13 protein-coding genes are annotated in these 14,521 nt (G+C 72.5%); 4 read left to right on the forward strand and 9 right to left on the reverse strand.

What is annotated here, in order from left to right; genetic code table 11:
• Positions 1-5 precede the first annotated feature (5 nt).
• Entirely contained in the window at positions 6-1,610 is a 1,605-nt protein-coding gene (locus ACIHAD_RS28835; RefSeq protein ID WP_397357762.1) for a DUF2207 domain-containing protein, read from the forward strand.
• Here the strand turns inward: ACIHAD_RS28835 and ACIHAD_RS28840 are convergent.
• Positions 1,607-2,515: an asparaginase gene (locus ACIHAD_RS28840; protein ID WP_397357763.1), complete on the reverse strand. Its 909-nt coding sequence runs from the start codon at positions 2,513-2,515 to the stop codon at positions 1,607-1,609. The two genes, ACIHAD_RS28835 and ACIHAD_RS28840, sit on opposite strands and share 4 nt — an antisense overlap.
• Positions 2,516-2,575: 60 nt before the next feature.
• Here ACIHAD_RS28840 and dtd point away from each other — a divergent pair, with 60 nt between their 5' ends.
• Positions 2,576-3,007: a D-aminoacyl-tRNA deacylase gene (gene dtd, locus ACIHAD_RS28845; protein ID WP_357967172.1), complete on the forward strand. Its 432-nt coding sequence runs from the start codon at positions 2,576-2,578 to the stop codon at positions 3,005-3,007.
• Positions 3,008-3,012: 5 nt separating this feature from the next.
• Here the strand turns inward: dtd and ACIHAD_RS28850 are convergent, their stop codons facing one another.
• The 4 genes from ACIHAD_RS28850 to ACIHAD_RS28865 all read right to left on the reverse strand — a co-directional run bounded on the left by ACIHAD_RS28850 (position 3,013) and on the right by ACIHAD_RS28865 (position 5,508).
• Entirely contained in the window at positions 3,013-3,951 is a 939-nt protein-coding gene (locus ACIHAD_RS28850) for a YgfZ/GcvT domain-containing protein (protein ID WP_397357764.1), read from the reverse strand.
• 45 nt (positions 3,952-3,996) lie between these two features.
• A complete protein-coding gene (locus ACIHAD_RS28855) occupies positions 3,997-4,410 on the reverse strand; it encodes a Fur family transcriptional regulator (RefSeq protein WP_357967168.1) in 414 nt (137 codons plus the stop codon).
• A gap of 310 nt (positions 4,411-4,720) precedes the next feature.
• Positions 4,721-5,017, reverse strand: coding sequence for a DUF2470 domain-containing protein (locus ACIHAD_RS28860; RefSeq protein WP_397357765.1), 297 nt, complete (start codon positions 5,015-5,017; stop codon positions 4,721-4,723).
• A gap of 2 nt (positions 5,018-5,019) precedes the next feature.
• Entirely contained in the window at positions 5,020-5,508 is a 489-nt protein-coding gene (locus ACIHAD_RS28865) for an FABP family protein (protein WP_397357766.1), read from the reverse strand.
• 68 nt (positions 5,509-5,576) lie between these two features.
• On the opposite strand from ACIHAD_RS28865, the gene ACIHAD_RS28870 reads away from it, so the two are divergent.
• On the forward strand, positions 5,577-7,070 hold the full coding sequence (locus ACIHAD_RS28870; protein ID WP_397357767.1) for a sugar-binding protein: 1,494 nt from the start codon (positions 5,577-5,579) through the stop codon (positions 7,068-7,070).
• Positions 7,071-7,079: 9 nt separating this feature from the next.
• Positions 7,080-7,442 (forward strand): DsrE family protein, encoded by a 363-nt coding sequence (locus ACIHAD_RS28875; RefSeq protein ID WP_397357768.1) that lies wholly within the window; start codon positions 7,080-7,082, stop codon positions 7,440-7,442.
• A gap of 5 nt (positions 7,443-7,447) precedes the next feature.
• Here ACIHAD_RS28875 and ACIHAD_RS28880 read toward each other — a convergent pair whose 3' ends face one another.
• The 4 genes from ACIHAD_RS28880 to ACIHAD_RS28895 all read right to left on the reverse strand — a co-directional run bounded on the left by ACIHAD_RS28880 (position 7,448) and on the right by ACIHAD_RS28895 (position 14,488).
• A complete protein-coding gene (locus tag ACIHAD_RS28880; protein WP_397357769.1) occupies positions 7,448-8,161 on the reverse strand; it encodes a type 1 glutamine amidotransferase in 714 nt (237 codons plus the stop codon).
• Positions 8,151-9,380 carry a MurT ligase domain-containing protein gene (locus ACIHAD_RS28885; protein ID WP_397357770.1) on the reverse strand — a complete coding sequence of 410 codons (1,230 nt, stop codon included), beginning with the start codon at positions 9,378-9,380 and terminating at the stop codon, positions 8,151-8,153. Before ACIHAD_RS28885 ends, ACIHAD_RS28880 begins: the two co-directional genes overlap by 11 nt.
• A 108-nt stretch (positions 9,381-9,488) precedes the next feature.
• On the reverse strand, positions 9,489-12,458 hold the full coding sequence (locus ACIHAD_RS28890) for an ATP-binding protein (RefSeq protein ID WP_397357771.1): 2,970 nt from the start codon (positions 12,456-12,458) through the stop codon (positions 9,489-9,491).
• 74 nt (positions 12,459-12,532) lie between these two features.
• Positions 12,533-14,488, reverse strand: coding sequence for a hypothetical protein (locus tag ACIHAD_RS28895; RefSeq protein WP_397357772.1), 1,956 nt, complete (start codon positions 14,486-14,488; stop codon positions 12,533-12,535).
• Between the last annotated feature and the right edge of the window lie 33 nt (positions 14,489-14,521).

Consider the following 14,521-nt stretch of genomic DNA (forward strand, 5'->3'; position numbering starts at 1 on the left):
CCGCCATGACGGGTTTCAGACTCACATTGGCCGCCCTGGGAGCCACCGCTCTGACGTTGCTGGCCACCCCCGCCCTGGCGGAGGCCGGGATCACGGACCAGGTGACGATGACGCTCGCCAAGGACGGCACCCTCCACGTGGTCGAGAAGATCACCGGTGACTCCGGCGGCCTCAGGCGCACCCTGCTCACCAGGACCCGCTTCGACGACGACAACGACCGCGTCTACCAGGTCACCAACGTCAAGGGCGGCAAGCTCGACGGCGACGTCCTGAGCGTGACGGCCGCGACCGTCGAGTACGACGTCAAGGGCGTGGTGGCCACCTCCGGCGGGGTCGAGGAGCTGCGCTGGTTCGCCGTCAGCGGCTGGAACGTCCCCGTGACCAAGGCGACAGTCCAGGTCAACGGGCCCGGCCAGGTGCAGAACCTGTCGTGCTTCGCCGGCGACCTGACCTCGGCCATCGGCTGCACCTCGGCCTCGATGGACCACTCCGCAACGCGGGCCGACTTCGAGCAGGAGAACATCGCGCCGGGCCAGGCCCTCACGGTGGTCGTCGGCTACCCCAAGGGCTCCAGCTCGGGGGCGCCCATCCTGGAGAAGCGCTTCTCGCTGGCCTCGGCGTTCACCCTCGACCTGGTCACCGGCGGCGCCCTGGCCGGTCTGCTCGTGCTGCTGCTCGGCGGCGTCGGCCTGCTCTACTGGACGCGCGGCCGGGACGCCCGGGTCGCGGGCCACGAGAAGGGCGCGGTCGATCCCATACAGAACGGGCACTTCACCCCGCCGGACGGCGTTCGTCCCGGCCAGATCGGCACGCTGGTGGACGAGCAGGCCGACGTGATCGACGTCACCGCCACCATCGTCGACCTGGCCGTCCGCGGCTACCTGCGGATCGACGAGCAGCCCCGCCAGACCTACGACGCCCCCGACTGGATGCTGGTCAGGCTGCCGAACGCGCCGGCCAACTCGCTGCTGCCGTACGAGCGCGCCCTGTACGACGCCGTCTTCGACGGCCGGGACACGGTGCTGCTCTCACAACTGTCCGGCTCGTTCACCGGCCATCTGGGCAAGGTGCGCGACGCGCTCTACACCGACGTGGTCGCGCAGGGCTGGTTCGCCCGCCGTCCCGACACCGAGCGCACCCGCTGGACGACGATCGGCGTCGTGCTGATCGGGCTGGGCCTGCTGGCCACGGCCGGGCTGGCCTGGTTCACCACGTACGGGCTGCTGGGGCTGGCCCTGGTCATCGCGGGCGGCGCACTGGCCGTCGGCGGCCAGTACATGCCGGCCAAGACCGCCAAGGGCTCGGCCGCGCTCGCGCACACGATGGGCTTCCGCGAGTACCTGTTCTCCGGCGACCTGGGCGAGGTGCCCGAGCAGCACCGGGTGGAGCTGTTCTCGCGCTACCTGCCGTACGCGGTGATCTTCGACGGGGTCGAGCACTGGGCGCGGGTGGTGGCCTCGGTGACCGGCAACGGCCACCAGACCGACAACCTCTACTGGTACCACGGGCCGGCGGAGTGGGACCTGTCCAAGTTCGCCGGGTCGATGCGCACGTTCACCACGACGACCTCGGGGGCCATCTCCGCCAGCCGTCAGTTCCGCACCCTCTAGCGGATCCGCAGCTCGCCCACCGGCCGGCCGCCGCCCAGCAGCGCCGGCCTGGCCAGCTCGGCCAGCTCGGGGGCGTCCAGGCCGAGCGAGCGCAGGGCCGCCACGGTGACGGGCACGCGGGCCCGCTGGGAGCCGTCCTCGATCTTGATCGTGCCGGCCCGCCCGTCCTCGAACGCGAACGCGTCGAACGCCTCCGCGCCCGCCTTCAGCATCAGCCCGGGGATCGCCCGCATGAGCCTGGCCTCGGGCCGGTCGGTGCCGGACGTCCACTCGGGATAGGTCCGCATGGCGTCGAAGATCCGCCGCTCGAACGAGCCCTCCGCGGCCAGCGGGAACGCCCTGAACGCCTTGGTCACCCCGAGCATCGACACGAAGAACAGCGGCGCGCCGCAGCCGTCCACGCCGGAGGCGGCCACCCGCTCGCCGGTCAGATCCTCGACCGTCGCACGGATCGCGCGCTGGAGCGGGTGCGCGGGCTCCAGGTACGTCGTGAGCGGCCAGTCGTTGAGCACGCAGGTGGCCAGCATGGCGGCGTGCTTGCCGGAGCAGTTCATGTAGACCCTGCCGAACTCGGTCGAGGTGCGCTCGAACGGGTGGTCCTCCGGACACAGCAGGGCGGACTCCTCCAGGCCCGCTCCGGCCAGGATGTTCCGTACGCCGTCCACGTGGAACGCCTCGCCGGAGTGCGAGGCGCAGGCCAGCGCCAGCAGCTCCCCCTCCAGTCGGAGGCCGTTGCGCATCATGCCGAGCGCCTGCAGCGGCTTCATCGACGACCGCGGCGAGGCCGGCACGTGCACCGCTCCCCGCGTCTCCACGGGCACACCCCGCGCGTCCACGGTCAACATGCGGGCGTGGTGCGTGGACTCCACGAACCCCGACCGGACAACCTCGACAATCAGCGACATTACGCGCCCCCTTTCGGCACGAGTCTACGAACAGTTCTTTCTGCGCCAGAATGAGATGCCATGCGAGCAGTCGTACAACGAGTGAGCTCGGCCTCCGTCGAGGTCGAGGGGCAGACGGTCGGCGCGGTCGACGAGCCGGGGCTGCTCGTCCTGGTCGGCGTGACGCACACCGACACCCGTGCCGAGGCCGCCAAGCTCGCCGCCAAGCTGTGGGGCCTGCGCGTCCTGCACGGCGAGAAGTCCTGCTCCGACGTCTCCGCCCCGCTCCTGGTGATCAGCCAGTTCACCCTCTACGGCGACGCGCGCAAGGGCAGGCGCCCCACCTGGCAGGCCGCGGCCCCGGGGCCGGTGGCCGAGCCGCTGGTGGAGGCCGTGGTCGAGGAGCTGAGGGCGCTCGGCGCCCACGTGGAGACCGGCCGCTTCGGCGCCGACATGAAGGTCTCGCTGGTCAACGACGGGCCGATCACGCTCGTCCTCGACATCGACGCCTAGCGGGGTCAGCGGATCCGGCGGCGCAGCGAGGGGTCGATGCTGACGTTGCGGCCGGCGTCCGGCGGCACGACGACCTCCTGGGCGGCGGCCACGCCACCGGCCAGCAGCGGCGCGTCGACCGGGACCGTGCGCTTGACCACGGCCAGCGCGATCGGGCCCAGCTCGTGGTGGCGGGCGGCCGAGCCGACGACGCCGACCTCCTGGCTCTCGAAGATCACCGGGTCGCCGTGCACGGGCAGGGTGTCGACGCTGCCGTCGAGGTGCAGGAACACCAGGCGGCGGGGCGGGTGGCCCAGGTTGTGGACGCGGGCGACCGTCTCCTGGCCGCGGTAGCAGCCCTTGCTCAGGTGCACCGCCGAGCCGATCCAGTCGACCTCGTGGGGGATCGTCTTGTGGTCGGTCTCGAAGCCGAACCGCGGCCGGTGCGCCTCGATGCGCAGCGCCTCGTACGCCCACAGCCCCGCCAGGGGCCTGCCCAGATGGCCGGCCAGCTCCGCGCGCGGCACCAGGAAGTCTTCGGTGGCCGTGGAGAGCACCGCCAGGTCGTCGGCCGGCGACACCTCCACGCGCAGCATGAACCTCATGCGGTCGAGATAGTCGATCAGGCTCTGCGCCGTGCCGGGCTCGACGTGCGCCAGCACGCTCTCGCCGTCGTCGACCAGCGTGAGGTGGTGCAGCACGCGGCCCTGCAGGTCGAGGTCGAGCGTCTGCGTCCACTGGCCGGGCGTCAGCGTGTCGAGCTTCTGCGAGGTCAGGTCGTTGAGCCATTTCAGCCGGTCGGCGCCGGAGATGCGGACCACCTCGCGGTTGCTGCGGTCGACGACCGCCTCACCCTTGGCCAGCGCGCGCTGTTCGGCGAACAGGTCGCCATAGTGCGCGGCTACGTCGGCGTCCACCCCGTCGGCCGCGACGGCGCCGGGGAGATCGAGCAGAGGGCTACGCATGCCCTCAAGGCTATCCGCCCGCGCGACGGCGCCCGACGCCGGAGGTCAGCGGCAGTTGCGGCAGCGCCCGAACACCGTGAGGTGATGGACGTCGGCCGCGAACCCCAGCTCCTCGTCGAGCCCCTTCACCAGCCCCTCGGCCAGCTCGGGACGCACCTCGAAGACCTCGTCGCAGCCCCGGCACACCAGGTGGACGTGGTCGGCCTCGGCCGCCAGGTGGTAGGTCGGCGCGCCGTGGCCGAGATGGGTGTGGGTGACCATGCCGAGCTCTTCGAGCAGTTCCAGCGTGCGGTAGACGGTCGAGATGTTGACCCCTCGCGCCGTCTCGCGGACCTTGGTGCAGATCTCCTCGGGCGTCGCGTGCTCCAGATCCTTGACCGCTTCGAGCACGAGCTGCCGCTGCGGGGTCACCCGGTAGCCCTTGGCGCGGAGTTCCTCGTGCCACTGCGTCTCGGTCATGCCCCCGAGTGTAAAGCGCACGATCGCCTGTTCGCGGCCGTCCGATAATTACTTGCCCCCGCCGCGCGCGACCGCATAGCTTCATGAGTACGCGGAAAGGAGGTGGTCCGAATAATGGATAGTCATAGTCGGGCTAGCGAGGTGGTTGTCCGCTAGCGCTGCGGACTGTTGTCTCGTGTCGCAAGCGAATCCGAGACAACCACCGGGGCCCCTGGCAGCCGGAGGGCGGGATGACGCATCCCGACCATGGTCCATCCGGCCCGTCTGCTCGGCAGGCGGAGTGTCGCCCGGGGCCCTTCTTGTTTTCCCCTCAGTGTTCGCCGTGGGGTTCGATCCCCAGCTCGGCGCAGGCCGCCCGGTAGAGGCGCACGACCGCCTTGCGCACCTGGGCGCGCTCGGTCAGCGTCTCGCCCCACGGCACGCGCACCCGCTCGCCGCCGTCGATCGTGAACTCCATCGCCTCGGCGTCGACGTCGCTGGTCACCGCCGAGGCGGCCCGCGGCCGGCCGCCGAGCCCGCGCACGATGACCAGGGCGTCGCCGGTGTGGTCGTCGTTCATGTGGCGCTTGATCGCCTCGACGGCCTCGGGGGTGAAGGGCGAGGTCATGCTCAGGACACCTTCTTCAGCTCGGCCGACATGTGGTCGGTGAGCGGGTGGCCGACGGCCGCCATCTCGTAGGCCCACATGAGGTTGCCGTTGACCAGGCCGTACAGGCGGTGGCCCGCGGTGTACTCCTTGGCCGTGGAGGTGCGGGCCACGACGTCGGTGCGCAGCTCGATCTTGCGGAAGACGACCTCGCCGATGTAGATCTCGACGATGCCGGTCGGGTGCGCGAGGACCACCTCGATCTGCCGGTCGGGCTGCGGGCGCCAGTAGCCGGACTCGGTGGCCAGCGGCCTGACCCGGTTGCCGTCGTCGTCGAGCAGCCAGGTGCGGCTGACGTACGTCAGGAACGGCTTGCCGTTGTGGCCGAACTCGATCTCCTGGCCGAAGTTGAAGCTCTCGATCGTCGGATAGCCGCCCACGCCGGCGCCCTCCCAGCGGCCGAGCAGGAACGCGATCTGCTCCAGAGCGGGGTGCACCTCAGGTTCTTCCATGCTCACCAAGCCTAGCGCCGGTGGTTAACCTTCTGGATCGGGGAGACGTTCCATCGGGGGGAGCCGCGATGCTGGATGCCTGGGCCGTGCCGCCGCACGTGGACGTGCTGTTCGTGGGCGCCCATCCGGACGACGAGTACCAGTCGCTGTCCACGTTCGGGCAGTGGCGCGAACGCCTGGGGCTGACCACGGGGGTCGTGACGGTCACCCGCGGCGAGGGCGGCGGCAACGCCGCCGGGCCGGAGAAGGGCGCGGCGCTCGGCCGGATCAGGGAGGCCGAGGAGCGCGAGGCGGTCGCGCACGCGGGCATCCGCGAGGTCTTCTACCTGGACAGACCGGACTTCTGGTACACGTTGTCGGCGCCCCTGACCGCCCGCGCGTGGGGGCCGGGCACCCTCAGACGGCTGGTCGAGACGATCAGGGCCACCACGCCCACGACCGTGGTGACGATGGACCCGCGGCCCTTCAACCAGCACGGCGGCCACCAGCTCGCCGCCCGGCTGGCCGTCGAGGCGTTCCGGCTGGCCGCCGACCCGGCCGCGTTCCCGGGGACGGGCGCGCCCTGGCGGGCCTCCCGGCTGCTGACCCAGAACTGGGGGCTGCGCGGCCCCGTGGGCCCCGGCTGCGCGACGGCCGGCATGCGCGACCCGGCCACCGGGCTGCCGCAGCTCGGCGTCTGGGAGGGCGCCTGGTCGCCGCGCCACCGCGCCACGTGGGCCCAGCGGGAGCGCGACGCCGAGCGCGCGTACCGCACGCAGGGCTTCGCCTCCCGGCCGGCGAAGGTGGCCGGGCCGTTCGGCTGCGACTGGTTCTCGGTCGTCTTCGACGGCGGGCGGCCGGTGCCCGCCCCCGTCGTCGCGCAGGCCGGTCTGCGCCCTCTGTACGCCGAGTTCCGCGACTGGGCGCGCGCGGTCGGCCTGCCCTGGCTGGCCGACCGGGCACAGCCGGACTATCCCCGGCCGCCCGCCACCACGCTCCCGGTCGCCCGGCGCGCTCCCGTGCTCGACGGCCTCGCCTCGCCCGGCGAGTACGCCGGCCCCGCCCTGCGCCTCGCGCACTGGGAGGGCGAACGCTGCCAGGCGGCCGACTGCGCCGCGACCGCCCGGCTGACCCGCCACGGCGACGACCTCTACGTCCAGGTCGAGGTCACCGACGAGGCGCGCGGCGCCGCCCTTGAGGAGTGCGAGCGCCACTGGCGCACCGACGCGGTCGAGATCGCCCTCGACCCGCGTGGCGACTCCGACGACACCTCGACCACGTTCAAGCTGGGCGTCCTGCCCTACACCGCCCAGGGCGGGCCGTGCGCCGCCCGTGACGCCGACGCCCGCCAGGGCCCCGCCCCCCGGGTAGGCGTGGCGTCGGCGGCCCACCACGGCGGGTACGGCGTCGAGGTGCGCATCCCGCTCGCGCTGCTGCCCGCCCCGCCCACCGCGCTGAGAGCGAACGTCCTCGTCTACGACTCCGACACCAAGGACAGGACCGGGCAGACGCGGCTCGCCTGGTCGCCGTTCGGCAGCGCCCAGGCCGATCCGTACGTGTGGGGCCACGTGCGGCGGGGTTAGGGTGACGCCATGGCACGTTCATTGGTGATCAAGGTGACCGCGGGGGCGGACGCTCCTGAGCGATGCAACCAGGCTTTCACGGTGGCGGCGGCCGCGCTGGCGAGCGGCGTGCCGGTCTCGCTCTGGCTGACCGGCGAGTCGTCCTGGTTCGCCCTGCCGGGCAGGGCCAAGGAGTTCGGCCTGCCGCACGCGGCGCCGCTGGCGGACCTGCTGGAAGCCGTGCTGGCGGCCGGCCGGGTGACGCTCTGCACGCAGTGCGCCGCCCGCCGGGGCATCACGGTCGACGACGTGATCGAGGGCGTGCGCATCGCCGGCGCGCCCGCGTTCGTCGAGGAGGCCGTCAGCGAAGGCGCCCAGGCCCTGGTCTACTAGGCCCGTCAGCCGGACAGCACGGTGTTGAGCCGCTCCTGGCGCAGGGCCTCGTAACGGGAGTCGTCGAGGGGCGTCAGGTCGCCCACGCGCCACGACAGCAGCAGGTCGGCCAGGGCGGGGTTGCGCGCCAGCGCGGGGCCGTGCAGGTACGTGCCCACCACGTGGCCCGCGTAGCAGCCCTCGAACCCGTCGCCGTTGCCCACCCCGGCGACCGTCTTGGACAGCGGCCGCACGCCCTGGCCCAGGTGCGTGACGCCCATGTGGTTCTCGAAGCCGGTCAGCGTGGGCAGGTTGAGCGCGGCGTCGACCTCGGCGACCAGCTCGCCCACGGCCCGGGCGGGGCCGCGCGTGCTGGAGATGTCGAGCAGGCCGATGCCGTCGACCGGCTGGCCCTCCTCGCCGCCGAACGTGCTGCCCATGATCTGGTAGCCGGCGCACACGGCCAGCATCGCCGCGCCCCGGGCGATGGCCCGCTGGAGCCCGCCGTCACGGCGCAGGCGCTGGGCGGCCAGGATCTGCGGACGGTCCTCGCCGCCGCCGATGAGGTAGATGTCGCCGGTCTCCGGCACGGGGTCGGCCGAGCGGACGTAGACGGTCTCGACCTCGATGCCCCGGCGCTGCGCACGCTGCTCCAGGACGAGCACGTTGCCCTGGTCGCCGTACGTGCTCAGCAGGTCGGGGTAGATCCAGACGATGCTGAGGGCGCTGTCAGACGGCACGTCCGAACTCCGATCGGATCAGCTGGAAGGCGGTGTAGTTGGCGATCACGTCGACCCGGCCGGGCGGCTGCATGGCCAGCGCCTCGGAGAACGAGCTGCACAACGTGAAGGGCACGTCGGCCACGTCGAGCCGGAGCGCCAGGTCGAGCCGCCGCTCACCGGTGACGAAGACCGGACGGCCGCGCAGGATGCGGTAGTCGACGTCCCACAGCCAGGAGGTGTCGCGGCCGTCGGGGCCCTGCGCGTTGACCGAGAGGATGATCGGCAGTTGCGGGTCGGCGACGTCGAACGCCTCCAGCCAGCCCGCCGGGTTCTTGGCCAGCAGCAGCCGCGCGTGGCGGCCCTCGCGTTCGACCGTGGTGTAGCGGCCGGCCACCGAGGTGACCTCGCGCAGCCGGGGCAGCGCCCGGTCGACCGGCAGCCCGAACGCCTCGGCCACGGCCAGCGCCATCACCGCGTTGGAGCGGTTGGCCAGGCCGGGGAGCTGGATGTCGAGCAGCCAGCGCTGCCCGCGCGGGTCGACGGCGACGTCGTCGTCGAGCGCCCACTGCGGCTCGGGACGGTGGAAGGTGCACTCACGGCAGGACCAGTCGGCGTCCTTGCGGTCGAGGGGGCCGCCGCACTCGGGGCAGCACCAGGAGTCCTCCTTCCAGCGCTGCCCGCCCGCGACCCAGGTGACCTTGGCGGCCGTGGAGGCCCCCCAGGTGACGAGGGGGTCGTCGCAGTTGGCGATGACGTGGGTGGGCCTGCCGGACAGCGCCCTGCGCCACTTCTGCGCGAGCAGCCAGATCTCGGCCGCGCGGTCCATCTGGTCGCGGCTGAGGTTCATCAGGCAGACGACGCCCGCGCCGGTGGTGTCGAGCACCTCCGGCAGGTACTTCTCGTCGACCTCCAGCACGCCGTAGGGGGCGGCCTTGTGCTGGGAGAGCGCCGAGACGTGCCCGGCCGGCATGTTGGCGCCGAAGGCGTTGGTGGCGACCTCGCCCATCTCCAGCAGCGCGGAGGTGATCAGCCTGGTCGTGGTGGTCTTGCCGTTGGTGGCGCTGACCAGGGCCAGCTTGCGGTCGCGGGCCAGCTTGCGCAGGAGGTCGGGCTCAAGCAGCAGGCCGACCCTGCCGCCGATCACCGAGCCGTCACCGCGCCCGGTCATCCGCGAGAGCGTGGCGGCACTGCGTCCCAGGGCGCTGGCGAGCTGAGCCCGCAGAGGAAGCTGGGTCATGCACATGGATCCTAGTCGCCGTTGAGTCGTACTCTGGAGTTGCACACGAAAACGCGGCCCGGTTGGTAGCCCGGGCGAAGCATCACGTATCCGCCCCGGGGCCGGGCGTCAGGCCGAGGGGGCCTCGACGAAGGCGATCTCGGGGGCGCCTCCGTGCTCGAACGGCAGGACGAACCGCTGCGGCCACGACAGCACGCCCTCCAGCCAGCCCGCGCCCATCGTCTGGCCCACGTGCCTGATCCTGGCCGACGCCTCGATGCCGATCGCGACGTTCGTGATGTCGCGCTGCACGCCCTCGTTCTCGTCGTCGCCCAGGATCACCCGCCAGGCCAGGGCCCGGTTGTGGTCCACCTCCATGGACAGCGGGTGGTGGCGCAGGGCCTTGGCGCGGTGGCCGAGCAGCTCGGCGTGCACCAGGTCGGCGGCGCCGTTGCCGTTGGACTGGCGGAACAGGGCGTACTCCATGGGCGGGGCCGGGCTGCGCAGGTTGGGGGCGGGCTGGCCGTAGGGGAAGAGCCGGTCGACCTCGTGCAGCCAGCGCACCTGCGGGATCACCCACGACGCGCCGGGACGGTCGCCGCCGGCCTCGGCCCCCGACAGCAGCCGCGCGGCGACCTCGGCGGCCTTCTCGGTGAGCAGCGCCGGGTCGAACCAGCTCCGCAGCGACCAGGCCCGCCGCTGGACGGCACGTTCGACCAGCGTGGCGAGCAGGCACTCGCGGCGGCGGGCGGGCAGCTCGGCCCAGGCCGACGACAGGGCGCGCGGCACGCCGGGCAGCGGCCGGTTGCTGACGAAGGCCAGCACGACCGTGTCGCACCAGATGCGCAGCCACGCCCAGTCGGGCCCGTCGGCGAGGACGTCGGCCTCCCTGAGCTCCACCAGGGTGCACGCCTGGCCGGTCCGGCACTGCGCCCCGCAGGCGGCCGACCTGCGCCCGCGGATGGGCGGCTGTGGGCCCGGCAGCGGCTTCTCCCGCGACTCGCCCAGCGGGACCCGCACGCGCAAGGGCCGGTCCATGCCGTCGGCGAAGACCGCGGCCGAGCCCGGCTGGAGCGAGACGACGTGCCTGGACTGCTCGTCGCTGAGGTTCATGGCCGCGCCGACGAGCTTCCTGTCGTCCTCGGCGGGCAGCCGGTGGACGACCTTCAGCGCGGTGTTCTTCACGACGTCGGAGACGAGCTTGGTCGGGATCTGCTCGGCCACCACGATGCCCTCGCCGTACGCCCTGATCTCGGCGAGCAGGCCGGCCAGCAGCTCCACGGCGTGGGTGGAGGCCCGGCCGTGGCCGCGGTCGCGCAGCAGCCGGTGGGCCTCCTCGATCACGATGACGTGCCGCAGCCCGGCCGACTTCTCCTTCCTGGCCCGCATGCGCAGGTGCTCGACGATCCGGATGATCAGCGTGCCCATGAGGAACGCCTTGTCCTCGTCGTTGGCGACGTCCTCGATGGCGAGGACGACGTTGCGCTCCAGCAGGCCGCCGATGTCGGCCGGGTGGCCGCCCTCGAAGAAGCGCCCGGCCGAGCCGACCCGCAACGACCGCAGCCTGAGCGAGATGAAGCCCTCCACGTCGGCCTGGACCTCGCGGCCGTAGCCGATCTCCTTGATGACGTCCATGGCGTGCTGCTGGAGCTGTTCGAGCGTCGGCACGCTGGGCGGGACGTTCGAGCCGGGCACGGCGCCGCCGGTCACGACGTCCCAGCCGGTGGCCTCGTAGACCCGTTGCAGGGACAGCGACATGATCTGCGGGAACGGCTCCTCGGCGTCGAACGCGGCCATGAACAGCGCCCTGATCATGTCGATGTGGGCCTGGACGGGATAGCCGGGCTCGGGTTCGAGCGGGTTGACGCTGAGCGGCACGCCCTCGGGGGCCGAAGGGTTGATCACGGTCACCGGGTCGGCGATGCGGCCGGCCATGGCCGCGTACTCGGACTTGGCCGGCTCGATGGCCAGCCAGGGGATGCGCGCCTCGCTGAGCTGCTCCAGCAGGTGCCGGACGGTCTGGGACTTGCCCGAGCCGGTCGCGCCGGTGACGAACGCGTGCCGGTTGAGCGTGGCCAGGGGCACCCGGAAGCTGCCCACCCCCCTGTCCTGGCCGTCGAGGATCTCGCCCAGCTCCAGCTCGCCGCCGTCGGCCTCGGAGGTGACGTCGAAGAAGCCGGAGTCGAGCACGCGTACGCCGGGGACCTCGCGCCGGGGCAGCCCGGCCAGCGCGGCGAGGGCCCCGGCGGTGGCGGCGAAGGGCGCGGCGGCGCTGTCGGCCGGGTCCTGCATGGTGACGGCCAGGGCCTCCGACAGCGCGTAGACCGCGCCGTGCGCGCTGCGCAGCCGGTACGGGTGATGGCTCATCTCGACCGACCCGACGAGCACGGGCGCGATCTGCCGCAGCTCCTCGGCGGTGGCCCCGCCGGCCAGCACGCGCACGTTCCACAGGCCGGCCTCGCGGAAGGCGTCGAGCTCCTGCATGCGGCGCTCGGCCCGCTCGGCGTCGAACCGGGAGCGCTCTGAGGCGTCGCCGTACTGCCGCAGGACGTTGAGCTGGGTGCGCAGGTGCGCCACCTCGGCGTCGAGCAGGTCGGTCGGCTCGGCCACGACCAGCCAGGCGAACGGCCGCGACATGAGCGTGACCAGCGTCGACTCGAACAACGTGGGCCGCCTGAGCTCGTCGGGGTCGGACCCGGCGAACTCGCGCCCCCGCCCGCCCAGCGGCGGCGCCTGGCGGCCGGGGCACGGCGTCCACACCAGGTCGGCCAGGTCGGCCAGGTACTCCTCATCCAGCTCGATCCCCCGCGCGCCCCCGGGGAACAGCAGCGGCTGCGGCCCGGTCGGCAGGCCGGGGACGTCGGTCGCCCGGCGCGGCTGGCGCGGCGGCGAGAGCGGGCCGGCGTTGGTGATCAGTTCGAGCGGCGCGCCGGAACCTCGCGACAGCCACCCGATGACGAACGGCCGGTCACGCTGCGCCGCCGACAGCACGGCGGGCAGCACCGTGACGAAATCCCACTCCGCCGACGAGCTTCGCGAGGGTGCGGCGATCGACTGGATCCGATACCAGGGCCCGCTCAGCGAGACACTCGGCTGCATCTTTCAATTCCCCCACAGTCGGTTCTCAGTAAAGTCCCGCTGATCGTCGGCTCCTCACCACGCCCTTGACCAGGTCATTGCCTGCCCTTGCGCCAGTCAAGGCGTGGCGGTGGTGGCCCGAGGTTGGGTGGCGGCTCCGCATCGGCCCCCTCGTCGTCCTTCGCCTCAAGGGCCAGCACGGCCTCGCGCACCTCCTCCAGGTCGCCCAGCGTGGTCCTGGGGAAGGTGAGGATGGCCGGGTTGGCGTCGGCCAGCCGCACCCGGCGGCCCTGGGCGGTCGCGTCGGTGACGATCACGGACGTCGTGGGGAGCTGCTGGAGCTGGTGCGGCTCGACCAGGAACTCGCGCGAACGGTGCAGCACGCGCTCGGTCTCGGAGATCTTGTCGGCGGTCCTGCCCCACTCGGTGGACTCGGTGATGTCCTCCACCAGGTCGGCGCGGCCGTCGTCGCCGCGGTCCTGCCTGGTGTCGTCCACCTGGGAGATGGTGGAGGTGTAGCCGCCGTCGAGGCCCGGCAGGGCGTCGCTGATCGTCTCGGTGAGCTGGGCCAGCTCCAGCCGGTGCTCGGTGCCGACGTGCTCGCTGGCGACCCGGGCGTCCTCGGCGTTGCCGAGGCGCATGAACGCCACCGCCGCGTGGCCGCGGCCCAGGCGCTCCTTCACGGTGGGGGTCAGGCTCCGGTACGTCAGCACCAGGCCCGTACGGGAGGTCTCGCACGCGTCCATGAGCCGGTCGAGCACGTCGCCGCGGAGCTTGTCGGCGCCCGCCACGATGATCGTGTGGTACCAGGGCCGGTCGGAGGCGGGCGACTGGCGCAGGATGTGGGTGAGCGCGGTGGCCACGTACGTGCCGAGCACCCGGTTGCCGAACACGCCCGCCTGCCGGTCCATGCTCACCACGCGCAGCCGGGCGGGCGGCAGCCGCACCGCCTGGGTGCCGAGCGTCTCCAGCTTGCGCAGCTGCGACTCCAGGGCCCAGGCGCGCTCGATCACCACCCGGTCGCTCACGCCGCGGCCGAACAGCGTGCCGATGCGTTCGAGCTGGGTCGCGGTGATCAGGCCGAAGCGCAGGTCGTCCCGCGGGTCGCCGACCTGCGCCAGGGCCCGCAGGGCGGCGGTGACCTGGCTGATGGTGGCGTTCTCGCCGAGCACTTCGAGCACCCGCTCCAGGATGGCGTTGTCGAAGCTGAGGTCGCGCGTGGTGCGGTGCTCCTCGCTCACGCTGACCACGTGGGCCAGCACGTCGGCGAACGCCTCAGGCTTCAGCGTGGCCCCGAGGTCGAGCTTGGGCAGGTCGACCGGCAGCACCCAGACCAGCGGGTCGTCGCCGCCCTTGCGGGCCAGCTCGATCAGGTCTTTGGCGATCGCGCCCTCCGACAGGTCGAGCACGGTGAGGTGGCCGCCGCTGTAGAGCCGGGTGGCGCCGAGCAGCGTGATCAGCGCGGACCAGCCGGGGAGCGTGCCGCCGGCCACGTCGATGCGGTCGATCTCGTCGGGGACGGCGACGGCGTACCAGGTGAGCTGGCGTTCGTGGCGCTCCTTGGACTCCTGCCACTCGCGGTAGCGCCGGGCGTGCTCCTCCTGGGCGCGGAACAGTTCCTTGTCACGTTCCTGACGTTGCCGGTCGTCCCTGGCCTGCTGTTCGAGCACCCGGTAGCGGACGGCCCGGTCGCCCTGGAGCAGGGCGTAGGTGCAGATGCCCGCCACGCCTCCGGCCGCGACCAGCCCGAGGAGCGCGAACGACCACCCCAGGTAGCCGCTGAACGCGGCCACGAGGATCAGCACGGACACGGTCAGGCTGATGACCCGGATGACGCGTACGGGCCGGTTGAGCATGTCCTCCTGGAGCCGCTCCCGGCGCAGCGCCTCGGCCGCCGCGCGCTCGGACGTCTCCGCGGCCGGCGTGGGCTCCTGGACCGGCGAGGGGCGCTTGGGCGGCGGTCCGGGGTCGGGATGCAGCAGCATGTACTGCCACCCCAGGTAGATGCGGTCCGCCTGGAGCTGGGCATGCTCGGGATGCACGTCCGCCACGTGACCCTCCGGCCGCGATATGTCGTTAGTTGC

It is taken from the genome of Nonomuraea sp. NPDC052265, from assembly GCF_044547985.1.
Classification (GTDB): Bacteria; Actinomycetota; Actinomycetes; order Streptosporangiales; family Streptosporangiaceae; genus Nonomuraea.

What these genes read in the sequence shown, in the direction of transcription:
- ACIHAD_RS28865 (WP_397357766.1), bottom strand. Translation starts at nt 5,508, where the DNA reads ATGGAAGAACCTGAGGTGCACCCCGCTCTGGAGCAGATCGCGTTCCTG.
- ACIHAD_RS28860 (WP_397357765.1), bottom strand. Translation starts at nt 5,017, where the DNA reads ATGACCTCGCCCTTCACCCCCGAGGCCGTCGAGGCGATCAAGCGCCAC.
- ACIHAD_RS28850 (WP_397357764.1), bottom strand. Translation starts at nt 3,951, where the DNA reads ATGCGTAGCCCTCTGCTCGATCTCCCCGGCGCCGTCGCGGCCGACGGG.
- dtd (WP_357967172.1), top strand. Translation starts at nt 2,576, where the DNA reads ATGCGAGCAGTCGTACAACGAGTGAGCTCGGCCTCCGTCGAGGTCGAG.
- ACIHAD_RS28885 (WP_397357770.1), bottom strand. Translation starts at nt 9,380, where the DNA reads ATGACCCAGCTTCCTCTGCGGGCTCAGCTCGCCAGCGCCCTGGGACGC.
- ACIHAD_RS28855 (WP_357967168.1), bottom strand. Translation starts at nt 4,410, where the DNA reads ATGACCGAGACGCAGTGGCACGAGGAACTCCGCGCCAAGGGCTACCGG.
- ACIHAD_RS28875 (WP_397357768.1), top strand. Translation starts at nt 7,080, where the DNA reads ATGGCACGTTCATTGGTGATCAAGGTGACCGCGGGGGCGGACGCTCCT.
- ACIHAD_RS28870 (WP_397357767.1), top strand. Translation starts at nt 5,577, where the DNA reads ATGCTGGATGCCTGGGCCGTGCCGCCGCACGTGGACGTGCTGTTCGTG.
- ACIHAD_RS28890 (WP_397357771.1), bottom strand. Translation starts at nt 12,458, where the DNA reads ATGCAGCCGAGTGTCTCGCTGAGCGGGCCCTGGTATCGGATCCAGTCG.
- ACIHAD_RS28835 (WP_397357762.1), top strand. Translation starts at nt 6, where the DNA reads ATGACGGGTTTCAGACTCACATTGGCCGCCCTGGGAGCCACCGCTCTG.
- ACIHAD_RS28840 (WP_397357763.1), bottom strand. Translation starts at nt 2,515, where the DNA reads ATGTCGCTGATTGTCGAGGTTGTCCGGTCGGGGTTCGTGGAGTCCACG.